Here is a 25,983-nt window from a genome sequence, read left to right as displayed (position 1 = left end):
GGGCGACCTGGCTGCTTGACCGGGCTACGAAAAGAGGAAAAATCCAGCGCGTGCTGGTGACGGAGGTGTATCAGTTTTAAATCGCTGCGAGCGCCAAAACTGTATCAGTTTTCAATCGCTGTTGACACGCGTTGCCAGACAGATCGATGAACTGCAGGTCGATCTCCCTGCAATGGTCGATCAGTTCCCTGCTCAGGTAGGGGGTGATGAGAAGACCTTCCGCTCCGAGCCGTTGTAATTGTTGCTTTACCTTATTGAGCGTTGTTTTACGATCGATGGAGGATTTACAGTCAACCCAATAACGGTATGTCCCGGTGGAGTGCTGCAGTTCGACTGCGGCATCGGCCTCCAGTTGACCGGGAGTGACAGGCTCAAGCGTGATGATGGTGCCCACGATAGCCGTTTTTTCCTGCAGTGTTCGCAGAGCATGCGAGATCAGTGCGGCTGCCGAGGTAACGGAATCTACAGCGGATTCGCTTGCAACCATTTTCTATCTCCACATTTTTCACGGAATGTGAAATGCTCATGATAGTAAAAAATCAAAATAAATTCAATTATTTTTTATTTTCACGGATCGTGAATGCGAGGAGGAATTGAAAATTCAGGATATTCGCGATTCCTCAAGTGATACTATTGAGTACCCGGCCTGTCGTGCTTTTCCAGATCCACCGGCGCCGCTGCCTGTGGCTGGTCGAACATGTCGCGGTACGCCACGTACAGGGTGCAGTGCGCCAGCACGATCAACAGCAGCAACAGCGTGAAAATCCCCGCCATTGCCATTTGCGACGCGCCGAAGATCATCGCGACGATGTTGGAGCTGACGAAATACAGCAGGTGCAGCGCCGCCGTGGCGATGAACATCGGCTTGAAGGCGCGCACGACCGATACCACGCTGAAGAACAACGCCTTGCTCACCGTGATTTTTTGCCAGAACACCAGCGGCGCGGCAAAGCAGGTCAGGATCCAGGTGATGGTGTACATGGCCGAGGCGATCAGCATTGGCACCACCATGGTTTGCAGCAGGGCCGGATCGACCTTGTCCGGATGCTCGGCGATGCGGGCCAGCACGTCACCGGACATGCTGTAGACCACGACGGCAGCAAGCAGCAATACCACCAGGTTGAGCGCGCCCAGCGTCAACAGCGGACCACGGGCGGGCTTGCGGAAGCCGCTCAGCAACAAATTGGGCAGTGCGCGCTTGCCCTCGTCCACGTGCCGGCAGCCTTCGAGCATGGCCACCGAAAATAGCGGCGTGAGCAGGAATACGGCCAGTTGTCCCACCGGGATGATCATGATGAACATCGACAGGAACATGCAGCAAAAGAACAGCGCCATCAGGCCGCCGGGTTGCTTGCGGAACAGCATCAGGCCCTGTTTAACCCAGTGCACGCCGGTGCGGGCGGTGTATTTAGTCATCAAAAAAGCTTCGGCGCCAGCGTGGCGATACGTTCGCGCAAGATGCGCTCAAAGTGGGTGGGATCGTGTGGCGTGAGCATTTCTGCCTCGCGCGGCTGGTAGTAATCATACAGGCGCGAGAGCCAGAACCGCAGCGCGCCTGCGCGCAGCATCGGTTGCCAGGCGGTCTGTTCGGCGTCGGTGAACGGCCGCACGCCGTGGTAGGCGTCGAGCAGGGCGCGCACGCGCGCAACGTCGAGCACGCCGGTGTCGAGATCGATACACCAGTCGTTGACGGTGACGGCCACGTCGAACAGCCAGGTGTCGCAGCCGGCAAAATAAAAGTCGAAGAAGCCGGTCAGGCGCTCGCCGTCGAACATCACGTTGTTGCGGAACAGGTCGGCGTGCACGGGACCGGTCTGCAACTGTTTATATGTGTCGCAGCCGGCAAATGCTTCCTGGAAATGCATCTCGGCTCGCAGCAGGTGCGCATTGCTGTCGGACAGGTGCGGCAAGACCTTGGGCGTGGTTTCGTTCCACCAGTCCAGGCCGCGCAGATTCGGTTGTTGCAGCGGATAGTCGCGGCCAGCCAGGTGCATGCGCGCCAGCATGGCGCCCACTTCGGCACAGTGCACCGGTTGCGGCGCCATTTGCGAACTGCCTTCGAGCTTGGTGACGATGGCTGCCGGCTTGCCATGCAGGGCGACAATCAGCTCGCCCTGCTGGTTGGGAATCGGCGCCGGCACCAGTACCTGGCGGTCGGCCAGGTGGCGCATCAGTTGCAGATAGAATGGCAGCTGTTCGAACGACAGGTTCTCGAAGATAGTGAGTACATACTCACCTTGCTCGGTGTCGAGGAAGAAATTGCTGTTTTCGATGCCGGAAGCGATGCCTTTCAAGGCGGTTGGCTTGCCGAGGGGGAATTGCGTGATCCACTGGTTGACGTCGTCCAGGGTGACCGGAGTAAACACTGCCATGAGAAGCTTGATGGGTTCGGTGAACGGGCGCACCGCTGCACAGCGTGCGCGCCGAAATCCTGCGTTGCGCCGGAGCGCAGCCGCAGGTGCTTATTTGGTGACGGGCGCTGCTGGCGGCGGTACGTCAGTGGTGCTGTCGTCTTCTACCGGGGTCTTTTTCTTGGGGCCGCCGAATTCCAGCACCTTCCATTGCGGGCCACTGAGGGCAGGGCCCGGACCTTCGCCGACCGGTACCGGGCCGGCCGGGTGGGCCGGGCGCACGGTATAAGTGCTGCCACCGGCGGTCACGGTGGTGTTGATCAGGTTGCCGTTATTGTCGCGGTTATCCTTGATCTGGGTACCCTGCTGCGACTGGTTGGAGCGGACGTTGACGCCATCTTCGGTGACTTCCTCCAGCTTTTCCAGCTTGGGCGGCTTGTCGCTGGGCGGCGTTTGCGCCCAGGCGTGAGTGCCGATGGCGAGGAGCAGGACAGGCAAAAGGGAGGAGGTGCGCTTCATGATGGATCGCCTTGACGTAGTCTGACCGGGTGGGGAATGCGTGATATTTTTAAGTATGATCCATTGTAACAAACGTGCACGAATCCCTGCTCTAAAAACCCCATTTTCGCCCCATCAGTAAGGTTTCCTTAAGAAACCATTTCAGTTTTGGAAATCCCGTGCGGCGGGCGAAGCCCTGCTTAAAACCTGCGATAATGCGCCATTCACTCTGCGAGTCGCCGCTGCTGTTACTGTTGCGGCCACCGCACGCCCCTCACATAGATCAGTTTCTTATGCAAAATACCCTGCTGTTAGTCGATGGTTCCAGTTACCTTTATCGCGCTTTCCACGCGCTGCCCGACCTGCGCAGCCCGGACGGCTACCCCACCGGCGCCATGCACGGCATGGTCAATATGTTGCGCCGCCTGCGCGCCGACTACCCGGCCGCCTACATCGCCTGCGTGTTCGACGCCAAGGGTAAAACCTTCCGCGACGATATGTATCCCGAATACAAGGCCACGCGCGCGCCGATGCCGGACGACCTGCGCCTGCAGATCGAACCGATCCACGAGGCCGTCAAGGCCATGGGCTGGCCGATCCTGATGGTCGATGGCGTGGAAGCGGACGACGTGATCGGCACCCTGTGCGTGGATGCAGTCAAGGCCGGCATGAAGGTGGTGGTGTCCACCGGCGACAAGGACCTGGCGCAACTGGTCAATCCGAACGTCATGCTGATTAACACCATGAACAACGAGAAGATGGACGAGGCCGGTGTGCTGGCCAAGTTCGGCGTGCCGCCGAACCGCATCATCGACTACCTCACCCTGATCGGCGACACCGTCGATAACGTGCCGGGCGTCTCGAAATGCGGGCCGAAAACCGCGCTGAAATGGCTCACCGCCTACGACTCGCTCGACGGCGTAATGAGCAATGCCGACAAGATTACCGGCGCCGTCGGCGAAAACCTGCGCACCGCGCTGGCGTGGCTGCCGCGCAGCCGTGAGCTGATCACGGTAAAAACCGACTGCGACCTGGCCGAACACATGATGTCGATCAGCGAATCGCTGGTGGCGCGTCCCGAGGATGGTCCCACCCTGGTCACGTTCTTCACCACGTACGGCTTCAAAACCCTGATGCGCGAGCTGAGCGCGGTGACACCCACCGCTGCGGCCACGGCTGCTGCTGCGAAGGCGGTGCCTGCCGGCGGCGCGGTCTCGGCCACGCAGGACATGTTCGGCGAAGCGCCCAAGGTCAACGTCAACTACGAGATGGTGCTCACCGACGCCCAGCTCGATAAATGGCTGGCGCTGATCGACGCTGCCGCGTTGACGGCCGTCGATACCGAAACCACGTCGCTCGAGCCGATGACGGCGCAACTGGTGGGCATCTCGCTGTCGACCGAGCCCGGCGTGGCCTGCTACATCCCGGTCGCGCACGCGTACGCGGGCGTGCCGGAGCAACTGTCGCGCGAGCACGTGCTGGCAAAACTCAAGTCCTGGCTCGAAGACGACAGCAAGCTCAAGGTGGGCCAGAACCTCAAGTACGACAGCCACATCTTCGCCAACCACGGCGTCCAGCTGCGCGGCATCCACCACGACACCCTGCTGCAATCGTACGTGTTCGAATCGCACCGCACCCACGGCATGGACGACCTGGCCCTGCGCCACCTCGATCACACCACGATTCCGTTCGTGGACGTGTGCGGCAAGGGCGTCAACATGATCACGTTCGATAAGGTGGAACTGCAACGCGCCACCGACTACGCGGCCGAGGACGCCGACATCACGCTGCGCCTGCACGGCGTGATGGCGGCCCAGGTGGAAAGCGACGACAAGCTCAACTACATCTACCGCCAGATCGAGCTGCCGACTGCCGTGGTGCTGCAAAAGATCGAGCGCAACGGCGTCCACATCGACGCCGCGCTGCTAGACATCCAGTCCGCCGAATTGGGCGCGCGCATCGTCGAACTCGAAGCGCAGGCGCACGAGCTGGCCGGCCAGCCGTTCAACCTCGGTTCGCCCAAGCAGATCGGCGAGATCTTCTTCCAGAAGCTGCAACTGCCGGTGGTGAAAAAGACCCCGAGCGGCGCGCCATCGACCGACGAGGAAGTGCTGCAAAAGCTGGCCGAGGACTACCCGCTGCCGAAAGTGCTGCTCGAATACCGCAGCCTGTCCAAGCTCAAGTCCACGTACACCGACAAGCTGCCGAAAATGATCAACCAGGACACCGGCCGCGTGCACACCAACTACGCGCAGGCGGTGGCGGTGACGGGCCGGCTGGCATCGAACGACCCCAACCTGCAAAATATTCCGGTGCGCACCAAGGAAGGCCGCCGCATCCGCGAAGCGTTCATTGCGCCGCCGGGCAGCCACCTGGTGTCGGCCGACTATTCGCAGATCGAGTTGCGCATCATGGCCCATATCTCGGGCGACGAAGCGATGCTGCGCGCGTTTGCCGACGGCGAGGACATCCACCGCGCCACCGCCGCCGAGATCTTCGGCGTGCCGCCCGCCGAGGTGACCAGCGAGCAGCGCCGCTACGCCAAGGTGATCAATTTTGGTTTGATCTACGGCATGAGCGCGTTCGGCCTGGCCGCCAACCTGAACATCGAGCGCGCCGCCGCGCAGAATTACATCGACCGCTACTTCGCGCGCTTCTCGGGCGTCAAGCAGTACATGGACGACACCCGCCTGCAGGCGAAAGCGCGCGGCTACGTGGAAACCGTGTTCGGCCGCCGCCTGTGGCTGCCTGAAATCAATTCCCCGAACGGCCCGCGCCGCCAGGGCGCCGAGCGCGCGGCAATCAATGCGCCGATGCAGGGCACGGCCGCCGACCTGATCAAGCTGGCCATGGTGGCGGTGCAAAACTGGCTGGAAGCGGACAAATTGCAAACCCGCATGATCATGCAGGTGCACGACGAACTGGTGCTGGAAGTGCCGGACGCCGAGCTGGAGCTGGTCAAGCAGAAGCTGCCGGAACTGATGGCAGGCGTGGCGCAATTGAAAGTGCCGCTGCTGGCCGAGGTAGGCGTCGGTAAAAACTGGGAAGAGGCGCACTGACAGCAGGGCCGGCCGCAGCACCGTGATTGCCGCGCAGGCGGCAATCCATTGACGACTTGAGTTACTCACCAACGGAGAAAACGCATGGATGACTTGCAACGCGACGCAGAGAGTTTGTTGAAAACCCCGCTATCGGACGGCCTCGACCGCCGCGACTTCATCAAGGTCGCGCTCGGTACGGGCTTTGCCGTGGCCGCCATGCCGGTGGTCGCGCAAAACGTCATCAAGACCGATACCGCCGGCCTCACCGCCGGCACCATCACGCTCGACGTGGCTGGCCAGGCTGTACCGGTCTATCGCGCTCAGCCGGAAGGCAAGACCAACCTGCCGGTGGTGCTGGTGATTTCCGAAATCTTCGGCGTCCATGAACACATTGCCGACGTGGCCCGCCGCTTCGCCAAGCTGGGCTACCTGGCGCTGGCGCCGGACCTGTTCGTGCGCCAGGGCGACCCGCAAAAGGTTGCCTCGATCGCCGAGCTGCAACGCGACATCATCGCCAAAACCCCGGACGCGCAGGTGATGACCGATCTCGACGCGCTGGTGGCATGGGCCAAGGCCAACAACGGCAACCCGGACAAGATCGCCATCACCGGTTTTTGCTGGGGCGGCCGCGTGACCTGGCTGTACGCCGCCCACAACCCGGCCATCAAGGCCGGCGTGGCGTGGTATGGCCGGCTGGTGGGCACTACCAGCGCCAACACGCCCAGGCATCCGGTCGATATCGCGCCATCTCTGACGGTGCCGGTGCTGGGCCTGTACGGTTTGAAAGATACCGGCATTCCGCAGGAATCGGTCGAAGCGATGAAAGCGGCGCTGGCCAAGGGCGCAAACAAGTCGACTTTCGTGGTCTATCCGAACTCGGGCCACGCCTTCCACGCCGACTACCGGCCCAGCTATGTCGAGGCAGACGCCAAGGATGGCTGGGGCCGCATGCTGGCGTGGTTCAAGCAGAACGGCGTGGCATAAAGCCAGACTAAAGGGAACCTCGATAAACCTACTGCGCGGTCCGCTATCGCCGCTCCGTTGCTCAGCGTACCTCCGTACGCTTGCGCTACTCTCGACGATAACGAACCGCTCGCTACGGTTTTTCGAGCTTCCCTAAAGAGAGACCGATGGGCCATGAAGGCTGTTTTTAGCCAAAAAAGAGCAGAAATGCGTGCCGGGCGGTAAAATAACGCCCCGGCCCCCTCTGTGGACGGGCCAGGCACAAGAGGCTATACCATCGATCCCGTACTCATTTCCATCATTCTGGCGACCACGCTCGCCGGCGTCGTCAGCATATCGGCCGCTGCCGTGTTCTCGTTTACGCTGCTGTCGAAGGTGGTCGAGCGCATGGTCAGCCTGTCGGTCGGCCTGATGCTGGCCACCTCGCTGCTGCATGCCCTGCCCGAAGCATTCGATTCCACCGCCAGCCCGCGCAGCCTGTTCGCGACCCTGCTGGCCGGCCTGCTGGCGTTCTTCGTGCTGGAAAAACTGGCCATCATGCGCCACTCGCACCACCACGAGCACGACGGCCACCACCACCATCACGGCCACGACAAGACCGAAGCGGGCAAAGCCGGCTGGATGATCCTGGTCGGTGACGGCATGCATAATTTTACCGACGGTATCCTGATTGCCGCCGCCTTCCTGGCCGACCCGCAACTGGGCCTGGTGACGGGCCTGGCCATCATCGCCCACGAAATCCCTCAGGAAATCGGCGACTTCATCGTGCTGCTCAACGCCGGTTTCTCGCGCACGCGCGCTTACATCTACAACCTGCTGTGCAGCCTGCTGTCGATCGCCGGCGGCCTGCTCGGTTATTACTTCCTCGACCGCGCCAGCAGCCTGATTCCGTACGTGCTGGTGTTTGCGTCGTCGGGCTTCATCTACATCGCCGTGAGCGACCTTATGCCCCAGATGCAACGCCGCGCCACGCTGCGCGAATCGGTGCCGCAAGTGCTCTTGATTGCCACCGGCGTGGCGATCGTGGTGTTCTTTACCAGTCACCGCTAACCATAAAGCCCAGCTTGCTTGCAGTCTGGCGCGGGAGGGGTAAGATGGCGGGATGGACCTTCCCTCTCAAAAGCAGGCAGCGGCGCTGGCAGCACTATCGGCTGCGGACTCTGCGCGCCTTGAGCGTCTGGCAAGCAAGGCCAACGTCAGCGTGGATAGTATCTGGCCCGAGATTTACCTGTACGGCTTCGATGATATCGAGGATTCGGTGCAAGCCAATCTCAATGCCGATGAGGACATTGCAGCAGGGTGCACTGTCGCTCACGACGATGTGATGGCACAGGCACGACGCATCTTGGACGCCAATGTGCGCGGCAAGCGTAAAGCAGGCTAAGCGGACTGTAAGGTGGTCGGCAGCCGCACAGCGAGCGCTCGATCAGACCATGGCGCACATCAACGCGCAGGATTATTCCACCGGACTCCTGGTATTGCAAAGGGTCAGTAAGGTGATCGACCTTTTGTCTACTCAGCCTGATATCGGCACGCCGACGTATTTGCCAGCGCTACGCCGCTATCCGGTTCCCAAAACTGGACACACCATCGAGTATCGCGTGACAGCCAACGACATCGTCATCGTCCGTTGAGTACGCAATGTACGCATCCGAAAAACTTAATCCTGTCCCGTCGCCACCGGCCGCGCCGGATCGGCGCACCACTGGCTCCACGAGCCCGGATACAGCGCCGCACCGGGCAAGCCCGCCACTTCCAGCGCCAACAGGTTGTGGCAGGCAGTGACGCCCGAGCCGCACTGCATGATCGCCTGCGGTGCGCTGGCAAACAGCGGCGTCCATTCCGCCTTCAATTGCGCGGCATCCTTGAAACGGCCGTCAGGCGCCAGGTTATCCTTGAAGAAGCGGTTGCGCGCGCCGGGGATATGGCCGCCCACCGGATCGATGGTTTCGTTCTCGCCGCGATAGCGGTCGGCGGCGCGCGCATCGACCACGGTTTTATTTTGCGTGGCCAGGTTGGCCACCACGTCGTCCACCGCTACCGTCTGCGTCAGGCTTGGTCGCTCGGCAATAGTACCTCGGGCGCGTGGCGCCACCGGCGTGACCAGCGGTTCACCGGCTGCTTGCCAGGCGGCCAGGCCGCCGTCGAGCACGGCCACGGCCGGATGGCCGATCCAGCGCAGTAACCACCACAGGCGCGCGGCGAACATGCCGCCGTGGGCGTCGTAGGCCACCACTTGCGTGTCGTCGTTGATGCCCCAGGCGCGCAGCGTCTCGATCAGCGCGGCGCGCTCGGGCAGCGGGTGGCGGCCACGGAACACGCCGTCAGGCCCGGTCTTGGCGCCGGACAGGTCGGTATCGATATTGGCAAACTGGGCGTTCTGGATATGGCCGGCCGCAAAGGCGTCGCGGCCGGCGTCCGGGTTCATCAGGTCGTGGCGGCAATCGAGGACGACCCAGTGGCTGTCGGTGACATGCGGGGCCAGGTCGGTGGCGCTGATCAGGGTGGTATGCATGGCAAAAACTCCGTTGACTACACTTCGCTGGAAATCGGGTCGGCCTTGTCGATGGCCTTGCCGCGCTCTGTATTGCGGGTATTGTAGAACGTTGCGGCCACGCCGGAAGCGAGAATGATGGCGATGCCGGTCCAGCTCATCCAGCTGAACACGTCGCCAAACACCAGCACGCCCCAGATACTGGAAAACACGATACCCGTGTATTGCAGGTTGGCCACCACCAGGGTCTGGCCCAGGCGGTAGGCGCGCGTCATGGCCACTTGCGCGCTGGTGGCGCAGATGCCAATGCCAAGCAGCAGCAAGCCGCCGTGCCAGCTGTTGATCGGGTGCCACTCCACCGGCTTGCCGCCGGTGAGCAGGATGTTACCGAGCAGGCCGGCAACGATGTTGGTGACGGCAAAATAAAACACCACGCGGCTTTCCGGCTCGCCGGCCAGGCCGAGCTTGCGCACCTGCATATAGGCCATGGCTGTCAACAGGCTGGAGAACAGCGCGACCAGGGCAGGCGTGAGCTGGTTGGCGTGGAAGGCCGGTTGCAGCAGCAGGACCACGCCCACAAAGCTCATCATCACGGCCAGCATCAGCGGCCACTTGATGTCGCCCTTGGCGTGCCACCAGCCGAGCGCGAACAGCCACACGGCGATCCAGATCGGCGACAGGTAATTGAGGGTCATGGCCGTGGCCAGCGGCAGTTCGGCAATCGAGTAATACCAGAGCCACAGCGACACCACGCCAATGATGCAGCGCCACAGGTGGGCCAGCGGCATGGTGGTGCGGAAACTGCCGCCTTGCGACTTGATGATGATGGCCAGCACGATCACGCCGACCACCCCGCGGTACATGACGATTTCGGAGGTGGAGAATTCTTCGGATGCCAGCTTGACGCACACCCCCATGACGGCGAACATAAAGCTAGCGAACAACATCCAAAGCGATTGCATCCAGTTTCCTTTTTATAAATCTATCTTGGATCGGTACCATTCGTGGAAGTGCTGCATGCCATCTTCCATCGGTGATTGATAAGGGCCGGCGTCGGTCTCGCCCCGGGCGCGCAGGGCCTTGCGGCCGGCGTCCATGCGCAGGGCGATCTCGTCGTCTTCCGACACGGTTTCCATGTACGCGGCGTGCTCGGCCTCGATGAACTCGCGCTCGAACAGCACGATTTCCTCCGGGTAGTAGAACTCGACCACGTTGCGGGTGCGCTGCGGACCATCGGGCCACAGGGTGGACACCACCAGCACGTGCGGATACCACTCGACCATGATGTTCGGGTACAGCGTGAGCCAGATCGCGCCATACGGCGGCGCCTCGCCGCCACGGAATTTCAGTACCTGCTCCTGCCATCGCTTGTACACTTCGGAGCCGGACTTGAGCAGGCCCTTGTTCACGCCCACGGTTTGCACGCTGTAGTCCTGGCCGAATTCCCAGCGCAGGTCGTCGCAGCTGACAAAGCCGCCCAGGCCCGGGTGGAACGGTTCGACGTGGTAGTCCTCCAGGTAGACTTCGATAAAAGTCTTCCAGTTGTAATCGCACGTTTGCACTTCCACGCGGTCGAACATATAGCCGGAGAAATCGAGATCCTTCGTGACTGACAGGTTCTTGAGCTTTTCCATGACGTTGTAGCCATTTTGCTCGAACTGCAGGCCGTTCCAGCTTTGCAGGGTGGTCTTGGGCAGGTTCAGGCACGGCGTTTCGGCGAAGTGGGGCGCGCCGATCAGTTCACCCTTGAGGTCGTAGGTCCAGCGGTGCAGCGGACACACAATATTATTGGCGTTGCCGCGGCCATTGAACATCAACGCCTGCCGGTGGCGGCAGACGTTGGACAGCAATTCGAGCCCATTGGCGTTGCGCACCAGCATGCGGCCTTCGTTTTCGGCAGCCAGCGTGGCAAAGTCGCCGACCTCGGGCACCATCAGTTCGTGGCCCACGTAACGCGGACCACTCTGGAATAATTGCTGCTTTTCGCGCTGTAACAGCGCTTCGTCAAAATAGACGTCAACCGGAAGTTGCGCGTTAGAACGCGCCAGCTTGGCGTGGGTACCCAGATCGGACATCCAAACCCCCCTTAATTAAAATACATCAAACCAAGAAGAGACAGAATCCGCAAATTCCTGAATTCAAGTAAGTTGAAAATAGTATTTCGGACAGAACCGGCAATTATACCGTTTTTTACCGGGCTGGGGCAGAGGGCGCACGCGTCCAACTTGTAAGGAATTGCAAGAAATGCATGTACTTCACGTGGATGGTGGCGATTACGATAAAATCCGTCATCCGGCCGGGTGGCGTCCGTATTGTTCCACCGGAGTGGGTGGTTTGTTCTAAAATAACGGGCTACACTGCCTGGCAAGCTTTTTTGCCTTGAAACCTGAGTGACCATGTCTGAAAACGACGAATAACGATGTCTAAGAAATTATCTGCCGAAGCTGCAACGACCGCCGCCGCCGCCAACGTCTCGTTTGAAGAAGCGATGGCAGAGCTGGCCCAACTGGTTGCGCAAATGGAAGCCGGCCAACTGCCGCTCGAAGCGTCGGTGGCCGCCTATGCGCGCGGTTCCGAGCTGGTCAAGCTGTGCGCGGCCCAGCTTGAAAAAGTGGAGTCCCAGGTCAAGGTGCTCGAGGGCGACATGCTCAAGCCGTTCGAACAAACCGCCGAGGCCGAACAATGACCGCCGCCTTCGACGACTGGATGAAAACCGTGCAAGCCGGTTCGGAACACGATTTATCGGGTTTCCTGCCGGCCGCCACCGCCACGCCCACCAAGCTGCACGCAGCCATGCGCTACGCCCTGCTCGGTGGCGGCAAACGCGTGCGTCCGTTGCTGGTGTATGCGGCCGGCGCGCTGTTCGACGCCGATGCCGCCATCGTGGCGCGCGCGGCAGCAGCCGTGGAAATGATCCACGCTTATTCGCTGGTGCACGACGACATGCCCTGCATGGACGACGACGCGCTGCGCCGTGGCAAACCGACCGTGCACATCGCCTACGACGAAGCGACCGCGCTGCTGGTCGGCGACGCGCTGCAATCGCAGGCCTTCGTGGTGCTGGCCGAGGCCGACATCAGCGTGATTCCACCGGCGCGCCTCGCTGCCATGTTGAAGGTGCTGGCCCATGCATCCGGCTCGGCCGGCATGTGCGGCGGCCAGGCCATCGACCTCGACAGCGTCGGCCTGAGTTTGACCCTGGAACAACTGGAGCAGATGCACCAGCTCAAAACCGGCGCCTTGCTGCGCGCAGCCGTGGTGCTGGGCGCGCTGGCCGGTAAAGACCTCGACGCGGCCGAGATGGCCGCGCTGGACCAGTATTCGCGCGCCATCGGCCTGGCATTCCAGGTGGTCGATGATGTGCTTGACGCCACCGCCGATTCGGCCACGCTGGGCAAGACCGCCGGCAAGGACGCGGCCGACAACAAGCCGACCTACGTGTCGATTTTGGGGCTGGAGCCATCGCGCGCGCTGGCAGAAACATTGCGGCTCGATGCGCACGCAGCGCTCGCGCCGTTCGGAGACAAGGCTCTGCGGTTACGCGAACTCGCGGATTTGATCGTGCAGCGGAAGGCATAAATGAACTTGCTAGAAAAAATAGATTCACCGGCCGACGTACGCGCACTGCCGTACCATCAACTCACGCCCCTGGCGCACGAACTGCGCGCCTACCTGCTCGACTCGGTGTCCAAGACGGGCGGCCATTTGTCGTCCAACCTGGGCACGGTCGAGCTGACGGTGGCGCTGCACTACGTGTTCAACACGCCGGAAGACCGCATCGTGTGGGACGTGGGCCACCAGACCTATTCGCACAAGGTTCTCACCGGCCGCCGCAACCGCATGCACACGCTGCGCCAGTTGGACGGCATCTCGGGCTTCCCCAAGCGCGACGAGAGCGAGTACGACACCTTCGGCACCGCCCACTCGTCGACGTCGATTTCGGCTGCACTGGGCATGGCGCAGGCGGCCAAGATCAAGGGCGAGCACCGCCACGCGATTGCCGTCATCGGCGACGGCTCGATGACCGCCGGCATGGCGTTCGAGGCGTTGAACAACGCCGGCGTGCAGGACGACATCAACCTGCTGGTGATCCTCAACGATAACGATATGTCGATTTCGCCGCCGGTCGGCGCGCTCAATCGCTACCTGGCGCGCCTGATGTCGGGGCAGTTCTACGCCGCCGCCAAGAACGTCGGCAAGTCGGTGCTGCCCGGCCCGGTGCTGGAACTGGCCAAGCGCCTGGAAGAACACGCCAAGGGCATGGTGGTGCCTGCCACCATGTTCGAGGAATTCGGTTTTAATTACATCGGCCCCATCGACGGCCACGACCTCGATTCGCTGATCCCCACGCTGCAAAACATCAAGCAGCTCAAGGGGCCGCAGTTCCTGCACGTGGTAACCAAGAAGGGCCAGGGCTACAAGCTGGCCGAGGCCGAGCCGGTCCTGTACCACGGCACCGGCAAGTTCAATCCGGCCGAAGGCATCAAGCCGGCCACCGCGCCATCGAAGCTCACCTATACCGAAGTGTTCGGCAACTGGCTGTGCGACATGGCCGCTGCCGATCAAAAACTGGTTGGCATCACGCCTGCCATGCGCGAAGGCTCGGGCATGGTGCGCTTCGAGCAGGAATACCCGGACCGTTACTTTGACGTCGGCATCGCCGAGCAGCACGCGGTGACCTTCGGCGCCGGCCTGGCCTGCGAAGGCCTGAAACCGGTCGTGGCGATCTACTCGACCTTCCTGCAACGCGGTTACGACCAGCTGGTGCACGACGTGGCGCTGCAAAATCTCGACGTCACGTTTGCGCTCGACCGCGCCGGTTTGGTCGGCGCCGACGGCGCCACCCACGCCGGCAACTACGACCTTGCCTACCTGCGCTGCATCCCGAACATGGTGATCATGGCCGCGTCGGACGAAAACGAATGCCGCCAGATGCTCACCACCGGCTACCGCTATCCCGGTCCGGCCGCCATCCGCTACCCGCGCGGCGCCGGCATCGGCGCGTCGATGGAGCAGGAACTGACCACTATCCCGCTCGGTAAGGGCGAAATCAAGCGCCAGGGCGCCCGCATCGCGATCCTGGCATTCGGCTCGATGGTGGCGCCATCGGTTACCGCCGGCGAGACGTTGAATGCCACGGTCGCCAATATGCGCTTCGTCAAACCGCTGGACGTGGAACTGGTCAAGCAGCTGGCCGCCAGCCACGACTATCTGGTGACGGTGGAAGAGGGCGCCATCATGGGCGGCGCCGGTGCAGCCGTGGCCGAAGCGCTGGCCGCCGAAGGCATCGTCAAGCCGCTGCTGATGCTGGGTCTGCCCGACAAGTTCATCGACCACGGCGATCCGGTCAAGCTGCTGTCCAGTGTCGGTCTTGATGCGGCGGGTATTACCGCGTCGATCAGGCAGCGCTTCGATACCTCGGGCGACGAGCCGCGCCTGGTAGTGAACAACACTTGATTTAATCCTCGCCCCTCGCACAGTCAGGGGCGTTTTTTTGGGACTCAGCTAGCCAAAAGAGCTTCTTGCACGGTCTCCGGGGCGCGGTCAATCACCAGGAGATAAGCGCGCGCTGGCCCTTCAGGTTGGCGCGTGCCTTGTTCCCAATGCCGCAAGGTACTGACGCTGAAACCAAACCGGCCCGCAAATTCTTCTTGTGTCATGGCAAGTTTGGCGCGAATCGCTTTGACGTTAATCGTCGCCGGTACATGGACTTGATAGGCGCGAGGGTCCGCCGTGCCGTCCGCATAAGCCAAAGCCTCTTGAAGTCCGCGACGGATGCTGTCGGCAACCTTGCTCATGGTGTTTTCCTTTTAAATTTCTGGGCCAGCAGCGCTGTCAACTGGCAGAAGTCGTTGCGATCCTGCTGACTTAAATCTGCCCGCTCGCTTTTTGCGAAAGCGGTCAAGGCAAACAATGGCATTGGGCAGCCATGACGGCCATGGCGCGCGGCCAGACCGGGGCGGACGACATGCTCGACAGCGGCGCGCGCGGTTTAACCGCGCTTGCGCTCATGCTGCCACAGCACATCGCTGCCACCGGCGTAGCGGTTGAGCACGCGCGACAGCACGAACAGCAAATCCGACAGCCGGTTCACGTACTGGCGTGGATGCTCGTGGATGGTTTCGGTTTTGCCGAGTGTGACAATCGCGCGTTCGGCGCGACGGCACACGGTGCGGCACACGTGCGCCTGCGATGCAGCGCGCGAGCCGGCCGGTAAAATGAATTCGGTCAGCGCGGGCAGGGTGGCGTTGTACTTGGCCAGCAGCGTGTCGAGCCGTTCCACGTGCGCTTCGGTGATCATCTGGTAGCCGGGGATGCACAACTCGCCGCCGAGGTCGAACAGGTCGTGCTGGATCGTCACCAGCTCGTCGCGCAGGTCGGCGGGCATGTCTTCGCACAGCAGCAGGCCGAGATGCGAATTGAGTTCATCGACTTCGCCGATGCTGTGGATGCGCACGCTGTCCTTGTCGGTGCGGCTGCCGTCGCCGAGGCCGGTGGTGCCGCCGTCGCCGGTGCGGGTGGCGATTTTGGAGAGTCGGTTGCCCATGGATGTTCCGGTTGATTGTATGAGTCACAGAAGAATACAGCAGTTCCGCTTTTATGCTTACAATCGAGGCCTGTAGTGCTTCCAGGGCCCGTCCATGACTGTTGCGGTTTCAACCCGGCTTGACGATGTTGCCGCGCGGCGTGCGCAGGTGGCCGATGCCTTGCTGCGGGTGCTGCCCGCGCGCGCCGTGCTCTCGGCGCCCGAAGACACCCGTCCCTACGAATGCGACGGCCTGGCCGCCTACCGCCAGTTGCCGATGATCGTCGCGCTGCCCGACAGCGAGGCGCAGGTGGTGGCCGTGCTGCGCGTGTGCCGCGAGCTCGGTGTGCCGGTCGTGCCGCGCGGCGCCGGCACGGGACTGTCCGGCGGCGCCATGCCGATTGTCGATGGCGTGGTGCTGTCCACCGCGCGCCTCAATCGCATCGTGCGCCTCGACGCCTATTCGCGCACGGCGGTCGTGCAGCCCGGTGTGCGCAACGCCGCCATCTCGGAGGCGGCCGCGCCGCATGGTCTGTATTACGCGCCCGATCCGTCATCGCAAATCGCCTGCACCATCGGCGGCAACGTGGCGGAAAACTCGGGCGGCGTGCATTGCCTCAAGTACGGCCTCACCATCCACAACGTGCTGCGCGTGCGCATGGCCACCATTGATGGCGAGATCGTGGAACTGGGCGGCGCTGCGCTCGATTCTCCCGGCCTCGATTTGCTGTCGGTGTTCATCGGCTCCGAGGGCATGCTGGGCATTGTCACCGAGGTGACCGTCAAACTGATCCCCAGGCCGGCCGTGGCGCGCGTGATCATGGCGTCGTTCGCGCAGGTGGCCGATGGCTGCCACGCGGTGGCTGCGCTGATCGCCGCCGGCATCATCCCCGCCGGCCTGGAGATGATGGACCAGACCTCGTCGCGCATGGTCGAGCCGTTCGTCCATGCCGGCTACGATACCGACGCCGCCGCCATCCTGCTGTGCGAGGCCGATGGCACGGCCGAGGAAGTGGAAGAAGACATTGCCCGCATGTCGGCGGTGCTGGGCGCGGCCGGCGCGGTGGCCATCACGGTGTCGCAGTCGGAGGCCGAGCGCCTGCGCTTCTGGTCCGGGCGCAAGAACGCGTTTCCGGCGGCCGGCCGTATCTCGCCCGACTACTACTGCATGGACGGCACCATTCCGCGCAAGCGCCTGGGCGAGGTGCTGGCCGGTATCGCCCAGATGGAAATCAGGTATGGCCTGCGCTGTGCCAACGTGTTCCACGCCGGCGACGGCAACCTGCATCCGCTGATCCTGTTCAACGCCAACATCCCCGACGAATTCGCCCGGGCAGAAAGCTTCGGCGCCGAAATCCTGGCGCTGTGCGTGGCCGTGGGCGGCACCATCACCGGCGAGCATGGCGTGGGCATCGAGAAGATCGATTCGATGTGCGCGCAGTTCGCGCCGCTGGAGCTGGAAGCGTTTTTCGCGGTCAAGCGCGCGTTCGATCCGGCCGGCCTGCTCAACCCCGACAAGGCGATCCCCACCCTCAACCGCTGCGCGGAATTCGGCAGGATGCGGGTGCGCGGCGGCCTGCTGCCGTTCGCCCACCTGCCGCGCTTTTAAGGCGATGACCATGACCCAGACCGACATCGCCAGCGCCTTCAGCGCCCGCATCCGCGCCGCCACGCAAACCGGCCAGCCGCTGCGCCTGCGCGGCGGCGGCACCAAGGACTGGTACGGCGGCGCGCTGGCGGGGGAGGTGCTCGATACGCGCGCCTACACCGGCGTGGTGTCGTACGAGCCGACCGAACTGGTGATCACCGCGCGCTGCGGCACGCCGCTGGCCGAGATCGAGGCGCTGCTCGATCGTCACCAGCAGATGCTGGCATTCGAGCCGCCGCGCTTCGGGCCAAGCTCCACCATCGGCGGCGTGGTGGCCAGTGCCTTGTCCGGGCCGCGCCGCGCCAATGCGGGCGCCGTGCGCGACTTCGTGCTGGGCGCGGTGCTGATGGATGGCAGCGGCGAGGCGCTGCGCTTCGGCGGCCAGGTCATGAAAAACGTGGCCGGCTACGACGTCTCGCGCCTGCTGGCCGGTTCGCTCGGCACGCTGGGCCTGATCCTGGAGGTGTCGCTCAAGGTGCTGCCCAAGCCCGTGTGCGAAGCGAGCCTGCAGTTTGAAATGAGCGAGATCGATGCGCTCACCAGGTTGAACGAATGGGCCGGCCAGCCGCTGCCACTGTCCGCCAGTTGCTGGCATGACGGCGTGCTGACGCTGCGCCTGTCCGGCGCGCAGGCAGCGGTGGACGCGGCGCGGCGCAGACTGGGGGGCCAGCAGCTGGCCAGCACCGCGGGTGGCAGCGCAGGCACTGCCACCCCGGCCGCCAGCGCAGCACTGGGCGACGATGCAGCCGCGTTCTGGGCCGCGCTGCGTGACCAGACCCACGGTTTTTTCGACGGCGGCGCCGTGTGGCGGCTGTCGGTGCCAACGGCTGCCAGCGCCATCGTCAATGGCGGCGAGCAGTTGATCGAGTGGGGTGGGGCGCAGCGCTGGCTCAAGCTGGCCGATGGTCGTATTGGTGATGCGGACGCCATCCGCCGCACGGCGGCAGCGGCGGGCGGCCATGCCACGCTGTACCGCGCGCAGGACAAGGCGCCCGGCGTGTTCCACCCGCTGGCGCCGGCCGTCGCCGCCATCCACCAGCGCCTGAAGGCCGCGTTCGACCCGGCCGGCATCTTCAACCCCGGACGCTTATATTGAACACCTGAGCCATGCAAACCAATCTCGCCGATTTTATCCAGCACACGCGCGAAGGAGAAGAGGCCGACGCGATCCTGCGCTCCTGCGTGCATTGCGGCTTTTGCACGGCCACGTGCCCCACGTACCAATTGCTGGGCGACGAACTCGATGGCCCGCGCGGACGCATCTACCTGATCAAGCAGGTGCTCGAAGGCGCGCCCGTTACCGGTAAAACCCAGTTGCACCTCGACCGGTGCCTCACCTGCCGCAGCTGCGAAACCACCTGTCCGTCCGGCGTGCGCTACGGGCGCCTGCTCGACATCGGCCGCCAGGTGGTCGAGCAGCGCGTGCCACGTCCGGCCACCGAGCGTTTCAAGCGCTGGCTGTTGAAGGAAGCCCTGCCGCGCCGGGGCGTGTTTGCGGCGGCGCTGCGCGCGGGCCAGCTGTTGCGGCCCTTGCTGTCGCCCGCCTTGCAGGACAAGATCCCGGCGCGGCAGGCGGCCGGCAAGCTGCCCGCGCGCACCCACGCGCGCAAGATGCTGGCGCTGGCCGGCTGCACCCAGCCGGCCATGGCGCCCAACATCCACCACGCCGCTGCGCGCGTGCTCGATGCGGTGGGGGTGCAATTGATCGTCGCGCCCAAGGCCGGCTGCTGCGGCGCGCTGCGCCATCACCTGAACGACCAGCAGGCGGCGCTGGACGACATGCGCCGCAATATCGACGCCTGGTGGCCGTACGTGGAGCGGGGCGAGGTGGAAGCCATCGTGATGACGGCGTCCGGTTGCGGCGCCACCGTCAAGGAATACGGCCACTTGCTGGCGCACGACGTCGATTATGCGGCCAAGGCAGCGCGCATCGCCGCGCTCACGCGCGACCTGTCCGAGGTGATGCCGGAGTTCGAGGCGGAACTGGCACGGCGCACCGCAATGATCGAGGAACGAGTGGCGTACCACCCGCCGTGCACGCTGCAGCACGGCCAGCAGATCCGTGGCAAGGTGGAAAGCGTGCTGCGCGCGGTGGGCGTGGACGTGGTGCTGTGCGCCGACAGTCACCTGTGTTGCGGCTCGGCGGGAACCTATTCGCTGCTGCAACCGGAATTGTCGCTGCAACTGCGCGACCGCAAGCTGGAAGCGCTGGCCGCTACCTGTGCCACCACCATCGTTTCGGCCAACGTGGGCTGCACGGCGCATTTGCAGTCGGGCACGCAGACGCCGGTGGTGCACTGGATCGAGCTGGTGGACCGGATGCTGGTCCGCTCAGGCTAGCGGAATCAGCGTGGTCGGCGGTGGTTCCACCACCTCCTTGTGCAAACTCACGATCGGCGCCAGTTGCGCCGCTGCCTGCCACAACGGCGCACGGTGTTCAAACGCCGTCACCCAATCGAGCACCTCGTCCGCCGGCATCGGCCGGGCGATGCCGTAGCCTTGCACCAGGTCGCAGCCCAGGCGCATCAGCATGGCGCCGTGTTCCACCGTTTCCACGCCTTCGGCGATCACCGCGCGGCCGAACGACTTCGCCAGGCCGATCACCGCGCTCACCAGGTGCAGGTCGTCGCGGTCTTCCAGCATATTGCGCACGAAGCTCTGGTCGATCTTCAGCACGTCGGCCGGCAGGCGTTTCAGGTACGACATCGAAGAGTAGCCGGTGCCGAAATCGTCGAGTGCAAAACCGATGCCCAGTGCCTGGCAATCCTGCATGATGGTGCGCACATGGTTGATGTCCGACAGCGCCGACGACTCCAGGATTTCCAGCTCCAGCATGTGCGGCGGCACGTCGGGGAACTCGGACAGGATGGCGGTGATGCGCTCGACAAAATCGGCGCGCTGGAAATGGCGCGCGGCGATATTGACGCTGATGACCCAGTCCGGATCGGTATGGCGCCACTGCTGCAACTGGCGCAGCGCCTCGCGCAGCACCCATTCGCCGATGTCGATGATGACGTCGCTGTGTTCGACGATGGGCAGGAACTCCATCGGCGCCACGATGCCGCGTTGCGGATGCTCCCAGCGCAGCAGCGCTTCCATGCCGATGATGCGGCCGCGCCGCATGTTCAGCTTGGGCTGGTAGAACAGCCGCAGCTCGCCGGCGCGCAGTGCCGCGCGCACCTCGGTGCGGCGGTTGTGGTGGGTGCGTACCTGTTCGTCCAGGTCGGCGTCAAAAAAGTGATAGCGGTTGCGGCCCATGATCTTGGCCTGGTACAGCGCCTGGTCGGCCTGGCGCAGCAGGCTGTCGGCGCTGGCCTCGTTGCCGGTGTAAACCGCGATGCCTACGCTGGCCGACATCGCCACCGGCTTGGCGTCGCAGGTGTAGTCGCGAGATAGCGCTATCAACAGCTTGTCCATTGCTTGCTCCACATCGCCGCGTCCGCGCAGTTCCGGCAGCAGCAGCACGAATTCGTCGCCGCCCAGGCGCGCCACGTAGTGGCGCTCGCCCGCACGCTGGTCGGAAAACTCGTGCAAGCGGCTCGCGGCCTGCTTGAGCACTTCGTCGCCGGTGAGCTGGCCGAGCAGGTCGTTGACCTGCTGGAAGTGATCGAGGTCGAACAGGCATACCGCCAGCAGGTAGTTGTGTTCGCGCGCGCGCGTGACTTCGTTTTCGAAGCGGGCCGCCAGCGCGGTGCGGTTGGGCAGACCGGTGAGGATGTCGTGATTGCTCTGCCACGAGATCTGCTGCATCAACTGCCGCCGTTCCGTCACGTCGCGGAACACCAGCACCGAGCCTTCCACCTTGCCCTGGGCGGTGCGGATGGCGTTGGCCGTGTATTCCACCGTCAGGGCCCGGCCCGAGCGGTGACGCAGGCTCTGGTTGCCCACCTTGATCACTTCGCCGCCGGCATACAGCGCCGCCATCGACTTGAGCAGCGAATGCTGGCCGAAGTTATTCGCCAGCACGAACACCTGGTGCAGCTCCCGGCCGCGCGCGCGCGACTCGGGCCAGCCGGTGAGCTGTTGCGCCGCCTCGTTGATGGTCTCGATACGGCCCGTCAGGTCGGTGGTGATGACGGCGTCGCCGATCGACGCCAGCGTCACTTCGATGCGCTCCTTCTGCGCCTGCAGTTGTTCCTGCGCGCGCAAGGTGCGGTCCAGTTGTTCGCTGAGGCTTTTCTGGCTGTCCTGCAGCTTGTCCACCAGCGCCTGCACCCGCTGCGCCATGTTGTTGAAGGTCTCGGCCAGCATGCGTGCCTCCAGCGTGCCGGATACCTTCATGCGGGTGGCATAGTCGCCGCCATGGAAGCGGATGGTGGCGGCGTTGAGCCGCTTGAGCATGCGCTTGTTGACGAAGATGATGAAGCCGAGCAGGGAGTAGATGATGAGGATGTTGGTGGCCGAGATCAGCGCCTGCTGGCGCAGCGTGCGCCATACATCGGCCAGCGGCAAGGTCGGCTCGAACGCCAGTTGCAGGCTGGCGTCGCCGATGCGCACGCTCTGGCGTATCGGTTGCAGCGCCTCGATGGTGCCGAACCAGGCCGGATAGGACGGCAGCGGCACTGGCGCGCGGCGGGCTTCGAGGTGGCCGCCGGGGAAGTCGAGCGAGAGTGCGGTCAGGTCGGCATTAAGCCGCAGCGCGTCGTGCAGGGTGCGTTCGATCGCACCCCGGTCGGAGGCTTGCACCGCCGGCCGCAAGGTGTTGTGCAGATAGGTGGCCAGTTCGCTGGCGCCGTGCTGGTAGCGCGCACTGGCGCTCGTGGTCTCCGACTCGAAGATCATCGAATATCGCACGACCAGCACCAGCGTGATGATGACGAAGATGGGCAGGAACAAGCGCGCATACACGCCCATCCGTAACCATGGCGCCAGGAGTTTTCCAAACAGGGACATAGTTAACGTTTCACGTTGGGAAATGACCGAAGACCATTATTACTGAAAAGTTAACCTAAAGCACGGTTTTAACCTATCGTTTTCACGATTTTACTTTCCGTGCTGCACAAATCGTTGCTGCGTACGCCGATTATTCCCCCGCCAGCAGCTTTTCGATGTCAGCGACGATGCTTTCCGGCTTGGTGGTGGGCGCATAACGGGCAAACACGGTGCCGTCCTTGCGGACCAGGAACTTGGTGAAATTCCACTTGATGCGCTCGGTGCCGAGGATGCCCGGTGCATCGTGTTTCAGCTTGGCGAACAGCGGGTGGGCAGCGTCGCCGTTGACGTCGATCTTGGCGAACAGCGGGAAGGTGACGCCGTAGTTCTTTTCGCAGAAGGCGCCGATCTCGCTGGCGCCGCCCGGTTCCTGGGCGCCGAACTGGTTGCACGGGAAGCCCAGCACCTCCACGCCCTTGTCTCGAAACTGCTGGTACACGGCTTCCAGCCCCTTGTACTGCGGCGTGAAGCCGCACTGGCTGGCGGTGTTGACGATCAGGAGCACCTTGCCCTGGTACCGGTGCAAGTCCACCGGCGCGCCGGCCAGGTCGTTGGCGGTGAAGTCGTAGATGCTGCTCATAATGTGAAACTCATAAGATGCCCAGTTCTCTGGCGCCGGCAGGCGGCGCCTGCTCGGGCGTGGTTTTGCTTTCGAGCTTGATGGCCAGGCGCAGGTCGTTGACCGAGTCGGCGTTGCGCAGCGCGTCTTCGTACGTGATCAGCCCCGCCTCGTGCAGGTCGAACAGCGACTGGTCGAAGGTCTGCATGCCCAGCTCGCGCGATTTTTTCATCAGCTCCTTGATGTCGTGTACCTGGCCCTTGAAGATCAGGTCCGAGATCAGCGGCGTGTTGAGCAGGATTTCGATTGCCACCGCGCGTCCCGGCGCGCCCTTGCGCGGCACCAGCCGCTGCGAAACCAGGCCCTTGAGGTTGAGCGACAAATCCATCAGCAGTTGCTGGCGGCGTTCCTCGGGGAAGAAGTTGATGATGCGGTCGAGCGCCTGGTTGGCGCTGTTGGCGTGCAGCGTGGCCAGGCACAAGTGGCCGGTCTCCGCAAACGCAATCGCGTGGTCCATGGTTTCGCGGTCGCGGATCTCGCCGATCTGGATCACGTCCGGCGCCTGGCGCAGCGTGTTCTTGAGCGCCGTCTCCCAGTCGTCGGTATCGACCCCGACTTCGCGCTGGGTCATGATGCAGTTCTTGTGCGGGTGAACGAATTCCACCGGGTCTTCGATGGTGATGATATGGCCGTAGCTGTTCTCGTTGCGGTAGCCGACCATGGCGGCCAGGGTGGTGGATTTGCCGGAACCGGTGGCGCCCACCATGATCACCAGGCCGCGCTTGGCCATCACCACTTCCTTCAGTACTTCCGGCAGGCCCAGGTTGTTCAGGTCGGGGATGGTGCTGGTGATCACCCGCAGCACCATGCCTACCGACCCCATTTGCACGAACGCCGAGACGCGGAAGCGTCCCAGGTCGCCCGGGCTAATGGCGAAGTTGGCTTCCTTGGTCTGCTCGAACCCGGCGGCCTGCTTGTCGTTCATGATGGCCCGCGCCAGGTCCAGCGTGTGCGCGGGCGTGAGCGCCTGCTGCGACACGGGCGTCATCTTGCCGTCGATTTTCATCGCCGGTGGAAAACCGGCGGTGATGAACAGGTCCGACCCTTTTTTCGCCAGCATGTGGCGCAGCAGGTCGAACATGAATTTGGAGGCGTCGTCGCGTTCCATGATCAGCCCGGGAAGTTGTCGGGGGTCTTGGCCGCGCTGCGCGCGGTGGCCGACGCGATCACATTGCGGCGCACCAGGTCCGTCAGGTTCTGGTCCAGCGTCTGCATGCCGAAGTTGCTGCCGGTCTGGATCGCCGAATACATCTGCGCGATCTTCGCCTCGCGGATCAGGTTGCGGATGGCCGGCGTGCCCACCATGATTTCATGCGCAGCCACGCGCCCGCTGCCGTCCTTGGTCTTGAGCAGGGTCTGCGAGATCACCGCCTGCAGGGACTCCGATAACATGGCCCGCACCATTTCCTTTTCCTCGGCCGGGAACACATCGACGATACGGTCGATGGTCTTGGCGGCCGACGACGTGTGCAGCGTGCCGAACACCAGGTGGCCCGTTTCGGCGGCCGACAGCGCCAGGCGGATGGTTTCCAGGTCGCGCAATTCGCCGACCAGGATGCAGTCCGGGTCTTCGCGCAGCGCCGAGCGCAGTGCGTTGCTGAACGAGTGCGTGTGCGGTCCCACCTCGCGCTGGTTGATCAGGCATTTTTTCGAGTCGTGCACGAATTCGATCGGGTCTTCGATCGTCAGGATGTGGCCATGCTCGGTCTCGTTGAGATGGTTGACCATGGCCGCCAGCGTGGTCGATTTGCCCGAACCGGTAGGGCCGGTCACCAGCACCAGGCCGCGCGGTTTCAAGGCGAAATCGGCAAAGATCTTGGGCGCGTTCAGCTCTTCGAGCGTGAGGATTTTCGACGGGATGGTGCGGAACACCGCCGAGGCGCCGCGCTCCTGGTTGAAGGCGTTGACGCGAAAACGCGACAGGCCGGGAATCTCGAACGAAAAGTCGATCTCCAGGCGTTCTTCATAGACCTTGCGCTGGCCGTCGTTCATGATGTCATAGATCATGCGGTGCACTTCCTTGTGCTCGAGCGCATCGACATTCAGGCGCCGCACGTCGCCGTGCACGCGCAGCATCGGCGGCAGCCCGGCCGAAAGGTGCAGATCCGAGGCCTTGTTCTTGACGGAGAATGCGAGAAGTTCGGAAATGTCCATTTATAATCCTTGTGCCTGACTTTAACGATTGCCTGAAGAGCCCCAACGATTATGTCCCCGATCCCCCAGAACTTGCAAGCTGTCACCGCGTCTATCGTTGCTGCCGCCGCCGAAGCGGGCCGCGCCCCGGACGCCGTGCGGCTGCTGGCCGTGTCCAAGACTTTCGGGCCGCAAGCCGTGCACGAGGCGGTGGCCGCCGGCCAGCGCGCCTTCGGCGAAAACTACCTGCAAGAGGGCGTGGACAAGATCCGCGCGCTCAAGGACCTTGGCGCGCCCGCGCTGGAATGGCATTTCATCGGCCCGATCCAGAGCAACAAGACCCGCCCGATTGCGGAAAATTTCGACTGGGTGCACACGGTGGAGCGCGAAAAGATCGCCCAGCGCCTGTCCGAGCAGCGCCCCGAGGGCATGGCGCCGCTGCAAATCTGCCTGCAAGTGAACATCAGCGGGGAGGCCAGCAAGAGCGGCGTGGCCCCGCACGAACTGGCGGCGCTGGCCCAAAAGGTAGCAGCGCTGCCCAATCTCACCTTGCGCGGCCTGATGGCGATCCCCGAGCCGGCCGAGCAATTCGAACAACAACGCGCGGCGTTCGCGCAACTGCGCGCGCTGTACGACCAACTACGCGCCGACGGCCTGGCGCTCGACACGCTGTCGATGGGCATGTCGTCCGACCTGCGCGCGGCGGTGGTCGAAGGCGCCACCATCGTGCGCGTGGGCTCCGCCATTTTTGGTTCCCGAACTTATCCGAAAGCTTGAC

The 25,983-nt window shown here is 63.3% G+C and carries 25 protein-coding genes; 12 read left to right on the top strand and 13 right to left on the bottom strand.

The features are described 5' to 3' along the window. Positions 1–76: 76 nt before the first annotated feature. The 4 genes from F8197_RS11840 to F8197_RS11825 all read right to left on the bottom strand — a co-directional run bounded on the left by F8197_RS11840 (position 77) and on the right by F8197_RS11825 (position 2,870). Positions 77–487, bottom strand: a complete 411-nt coding sequence (locus F8197_RS11840) for a hypothetical protein (protein WP_152881961.1) — start codon at positions 485–487, stop codon at positions 77–79. A 143-nt stretch (positions 488–630) separates the two neighbouring features. Then, on the bottom strand, positions 631–1,416 hold the full coding sequence (locus F8197_RS11835; protein ID WP_152881960.1) for a BPSS1780 family membrane protein: 786 nt from the start codon (positions 1,414–1,416) through the stop codon (positions 631–633). After that, positions 1,416–2,372, bottom strand: coding sequence for a homoserine kinase (locus F8197_RS11830; protein WP_152881959.1), 957 nt, complete (start codon positions 2,370–2,372; stop codon positions 1,416–1,418). The genes F8197_RS11835 and F8197_RS11830 overlap by 1 nt, the downstream gene beginning before the upstream one ends. Before the next feature lie 90 nt (positions 2,373–2,462). Then, the gene (locus F8197_RS11825; RefSeq protein ID WP_056141623.1) at positions 2,463–2,870 is read right to left on the bottom strand and encodes a hypothetical protein; all 408 of its coding nucleotides are present in this window, start codon (positions 2,868–2,870) and stop codon (positions 2,463–2,465) included. Between the two features lie 272 nt (positions 2,871–3,142). On the opposite strand from F8197_RS11825, the gene polA reads away from it, so the two are divergent. The 5 genes from polA to F8197_RS11800 all read left to right on the top strand — a co-directional run bounded on the left by polA (position 3,143) and on the right by F8197_RS11800 (position 8,487). Then, on the top strand, positions 3,143–5,908 hold the full coding sequence (polA, locus tag F8197_RS11820) for a DNA polymerase I (RefSeq protein WP_152881958.1): 2,766 nt from the start codon (positions 3,143–3,145) through the stop codon (positions 5,906–5,908). A gap of 84 nt (positions 5,909–5,992) precedes the next feature. Further along, positions 5,993–6,874, top strand: coding sequence for a dienelactone hydrolase family protein (locus F8197_RS11815; protein WP_019924663.1), 882 nt, complete (start codon positions 5,993–5,995; stop codon positions 6,872–6,874). A gap of 327 nt (positions 6,875–7,201) precedes the next feature. Continuing rightward, on the top strand, positions 7,202–7,903 hold the full coding sequence (locus F8197_RS11810; RefSeq protein ID WP_229205038.1) for a ZIP family metal transporter: 702 nt from the start codon (positions 7,202–7,204) through the stop codon (positions 7,901–7,903). A 52-nt stretch (positions 7,904–7,955) separates the two neighbouring features. After that, positions 7,956–8,237, top strand: a complete 282-nt coding sequence (locus tag F8197_RS11805; protein WP_019924661.1) for a hypothetical protein — start codon at positions 7,956–7,958, stop codon at positions 8,235–8,237. Continuing rightward, on the top strand, positions 8,209–8,487 hold the full coding sequence (locus F8197_RS11800) for a type II toxin-antitoxin system RelE/ParE family toxin (protein ID WP_152881957.1): 279 nt from the start codon (positions 8,209–8,211) through the stop codon (positions 8,485–8,487). The genes F8197_RS11805 and F8197_RS11800 overlap by 29 nt, the downstream gene beginning before the upstream one ends. A gap of 26 nt (positions 8,488–8,513) precedes the next feature. On the opposite strand, the gene F8197_RS11795 is transcribed toward F8197_RS11800, so the two are convergent. From F8197_RS11795 to F8197_RS11785, 3 genes are read right to left on the bottom strand one after another with little or no spacing between them, the layout of a single operon-like run. Beyond that, positions 8,514–9,368, bottom strand: a complete 855-nt coding sequence (locus F8197_RS11795) for a sulfurtransferase (RefSeq protein ID WP_152881956.1) — start codon at positions 9,366–9,368, stop codon at positions 8,514–8,516. 17 nt (positions 9,369–9,385) lie between these two features. Beyond that, positions 9,386–10,309, bottom strand: a complete 924-nt coding sequence (locus tag F8197_RS11790; RefSeq protein WP_056141610.1) for a DMT family transporter — start codon at positions 10,307–10,309, stop codon at positions 9,386–9,388. A 12-nt stretch (positions 10,310–10,321) separates the two neighbouring features. After that, positions 10,322–11,422: an aromatic ring-hydroxylating dioxygenase subunit alpha gene (locus F8197_RS11785; RefSeq protein WP_056141606.1), complete on the bottom strand. Its 1,101-nt coding sequence runs from the start codon at positions 11,420–11,422 to the stop codon at positions 10,322–10,324. Between the two features lie 344 nt (positions 11,423–11,766). Between F8197_RS11785 and F8197_RS11780 the strand changes: the two genes are divergently transcribed. From F8197_RS11780 to dxs, 3 genes are read left to right on the top strand one after another with little or no spacing between them, the layout of a single operon-like run. Beyond that, the gene (locus tag F8197_RS11780) at positions 11,767–12,033 is read left to right on the top strand and encodes an exodeoxyribonuclease VII small subunit (protein ID WP_070249336.1); all 267 of its coding nucleotides are present in this window, start codon (positions 11,767–11,769) and stop codon (positions 12,031–12,033) included. Next, a complete protein-coding gene (locus tag F8197_RS11775) occupies positions 12,030–12,926 on the top strand; it encodes a polyprenyl synthetase family protein (RefSeq protein ID WP_152881955.1) in 897 nt (298 codons plus the stop codon). The genes F8197_RS11780 and F8197_RS11775 overlap by 4 nt, the downstream gene beginning before the upstream one ends. Next, on the top strand, positions 12,927–14,804 hold the full coding sequence (gene dxs / locus F8197_RS11770) for a 1-deoxy-D-xylulose-5-phosphate synthase (protein ID WP_152881954.1): 1,878 nt from the start codon (positions 12,927–12,929) through the stop codon (positions 14,802–14,804). 44 nt (positions 14,805–14,848) lie between these two features. On the opposite strand, the gene F8197_RS11765 is transcribed toward dxs, so the two are convergent. Both F8197_RS11765 and F8197_RS11760 read right to left on the bottom strand, forming a co-directional pair. Then, positions 14,849–15,145 carry a DNA-binding transcriptional regulator gene (locus F8197_RS11765; RefSeq protein ID WP_152881953.1) on the bottom strand — a complete coding sequence of 99 codons (297 nt, stop codon included), beginning with the start codon at positions 15,143–15,145 and terminating at the stop codon, positions 14,849–14,851. A 194-nt stretch (positions 15,146–15,339) separates the two neighbouring features. Continuing rightward, a complete protein-coding gene (locus F8197_RS11760; protein ID WP_152881952.1) occupies positions 15,340–15,894 on the bottom strand; it encodes a cob(I)yrinic acid a,c-diamide adenosyltransferase in 555 nt (184 codons plus the stop codon). Between the two features lie 94 nt (positions 15,895–15,988). Here F8197_RS11760 and F8197_RS11755 point away from each other — a divergent pair, with 94 nt between their 5' ends. The 3 genes from F8197_RS11755 to glcF are packed head-to-tail and all read left to right on the top strand — an operon-like array spanning position 15,989 to position 19,861. After that, on the top strand, positions 15,989–17,482 hold the full coding sequence (locus F8197_RS11755; protein WP_152881951.1) for an FAD-linked oxidase C-terminal domain-containing protein: 1,494 nt from the start codon (positions 15,989–15,991) through the stop codon (positions 17,480–17,482). Between the two features lie 10 nt (positions 17,483–17,492). Then, positions 17,493–18,617: a glycolate oxidase subunit GlcE gene (gene glcE, locus F8197_RS11750; protein WP_152881950.1), complete on the top strand. Its 1,125-nt coding sequence runs from the start codon at positions 17,493–17,495 to the stop codon at positions 18,615–18,617. 11 nt (positions 18,618–18,628) lie between these two features. Next, a complete protein-coding gene (glcF, locus tag F8197_RS11745; RefSeq protein WP_152881949.1) occupies positions 18,629–19,861 on the top strand; it encodes a glycolate oxidase subunit GlcF in 1,233 nt (410 codons plus the stop codon). Here the strand turns inward: glcF and F8197_RS11740 are convergent. The 4 genes from F8197_RS11740 to F8197_RS11725 all read right to left on the bottom strand — a co-directional run bounded on the left by F8197_RS11740 (position 19,853) and on the right by F8197_RS11725 (position 25,226). Next, entirely contained in the window at positions 19,853–22,414 is a 2,562-nt protein-coding gene (locus F8197_RS11740; protein ID WP_227012196.1) for a bifunctional diguanylate cyclase/phosphodiesterase, read from the bottom strand. The genes glcF and F8197_RS11740 overlap by 9 nt on opposite strands. A gap of 130 nt (positions 22,415–22,544) precedes the next feature. After that, complete coding sequence (locus F8197_RS11735; protein ID WP_152881948.1) at positions 22,545–23,033, bottom strand: glutathione peroxidase; 489 nt, start codon at positions 23,031–23,033, stop codon at positions 22,545–22,547. A 10-nt stretch (positions 23,034–23,043) separates the two neighbouring features. Next, positions 23,044–24,180 (bottom strand): PilT/PilU family type 4a pilus ATPase, encoded by a 1,137-nt coding sequence (locus F8197_RS11730; protein WP_152881947.1) that lies wholly within the window; start codon positions 24,178–24,180, stop codon positions 23,044–23,046. Between the two features lie 2 nt (positions 24,181–24,182). Beyond that, complete coding sequence (locus F8197_RS11725; RefSeq protein ID WP_019924644.1) at positions 24,183–25,226, bottom strand: type IV pilus twitching motility protein PilT; 1,044 nt, start codon at positions 25,224–25,226, stop codon at positions 24,183–24,185. 51 nt (positions 25,227–25,277) lie between these two features. Between F8197_RS11725 and F8197_RS11720 the strand changes: the two genes are divergently transcribed. Next, on the top strand, positions 25,278–25,982 hold the full coding sequence (locus F8197_RS11720; RefSeq protein ID WP_152881946.1) for a YggS family pyridoxal phosphate-dependent enzyme: 705 nt from the start codon (positions 25,278–25,280) through the stop codon (positions 25,980–25,982). Position 25,983 lies beyond the last annotated feature (1 nt).

The sequence above is a fragment of the Duganella sp. FT27W genome (assembly GCF_009295655.1).
Taxonomy (GTDB): Bacteria; Pseudomonadota; Gammaproteobacteria; order Burkholderiales; family Burkholderiaceae_D; genus Rugamonas; species Rugamonas zoogloeoides.
This window is presented reverse-complemented; position numbering and strand designations above follow the sequence as displayed.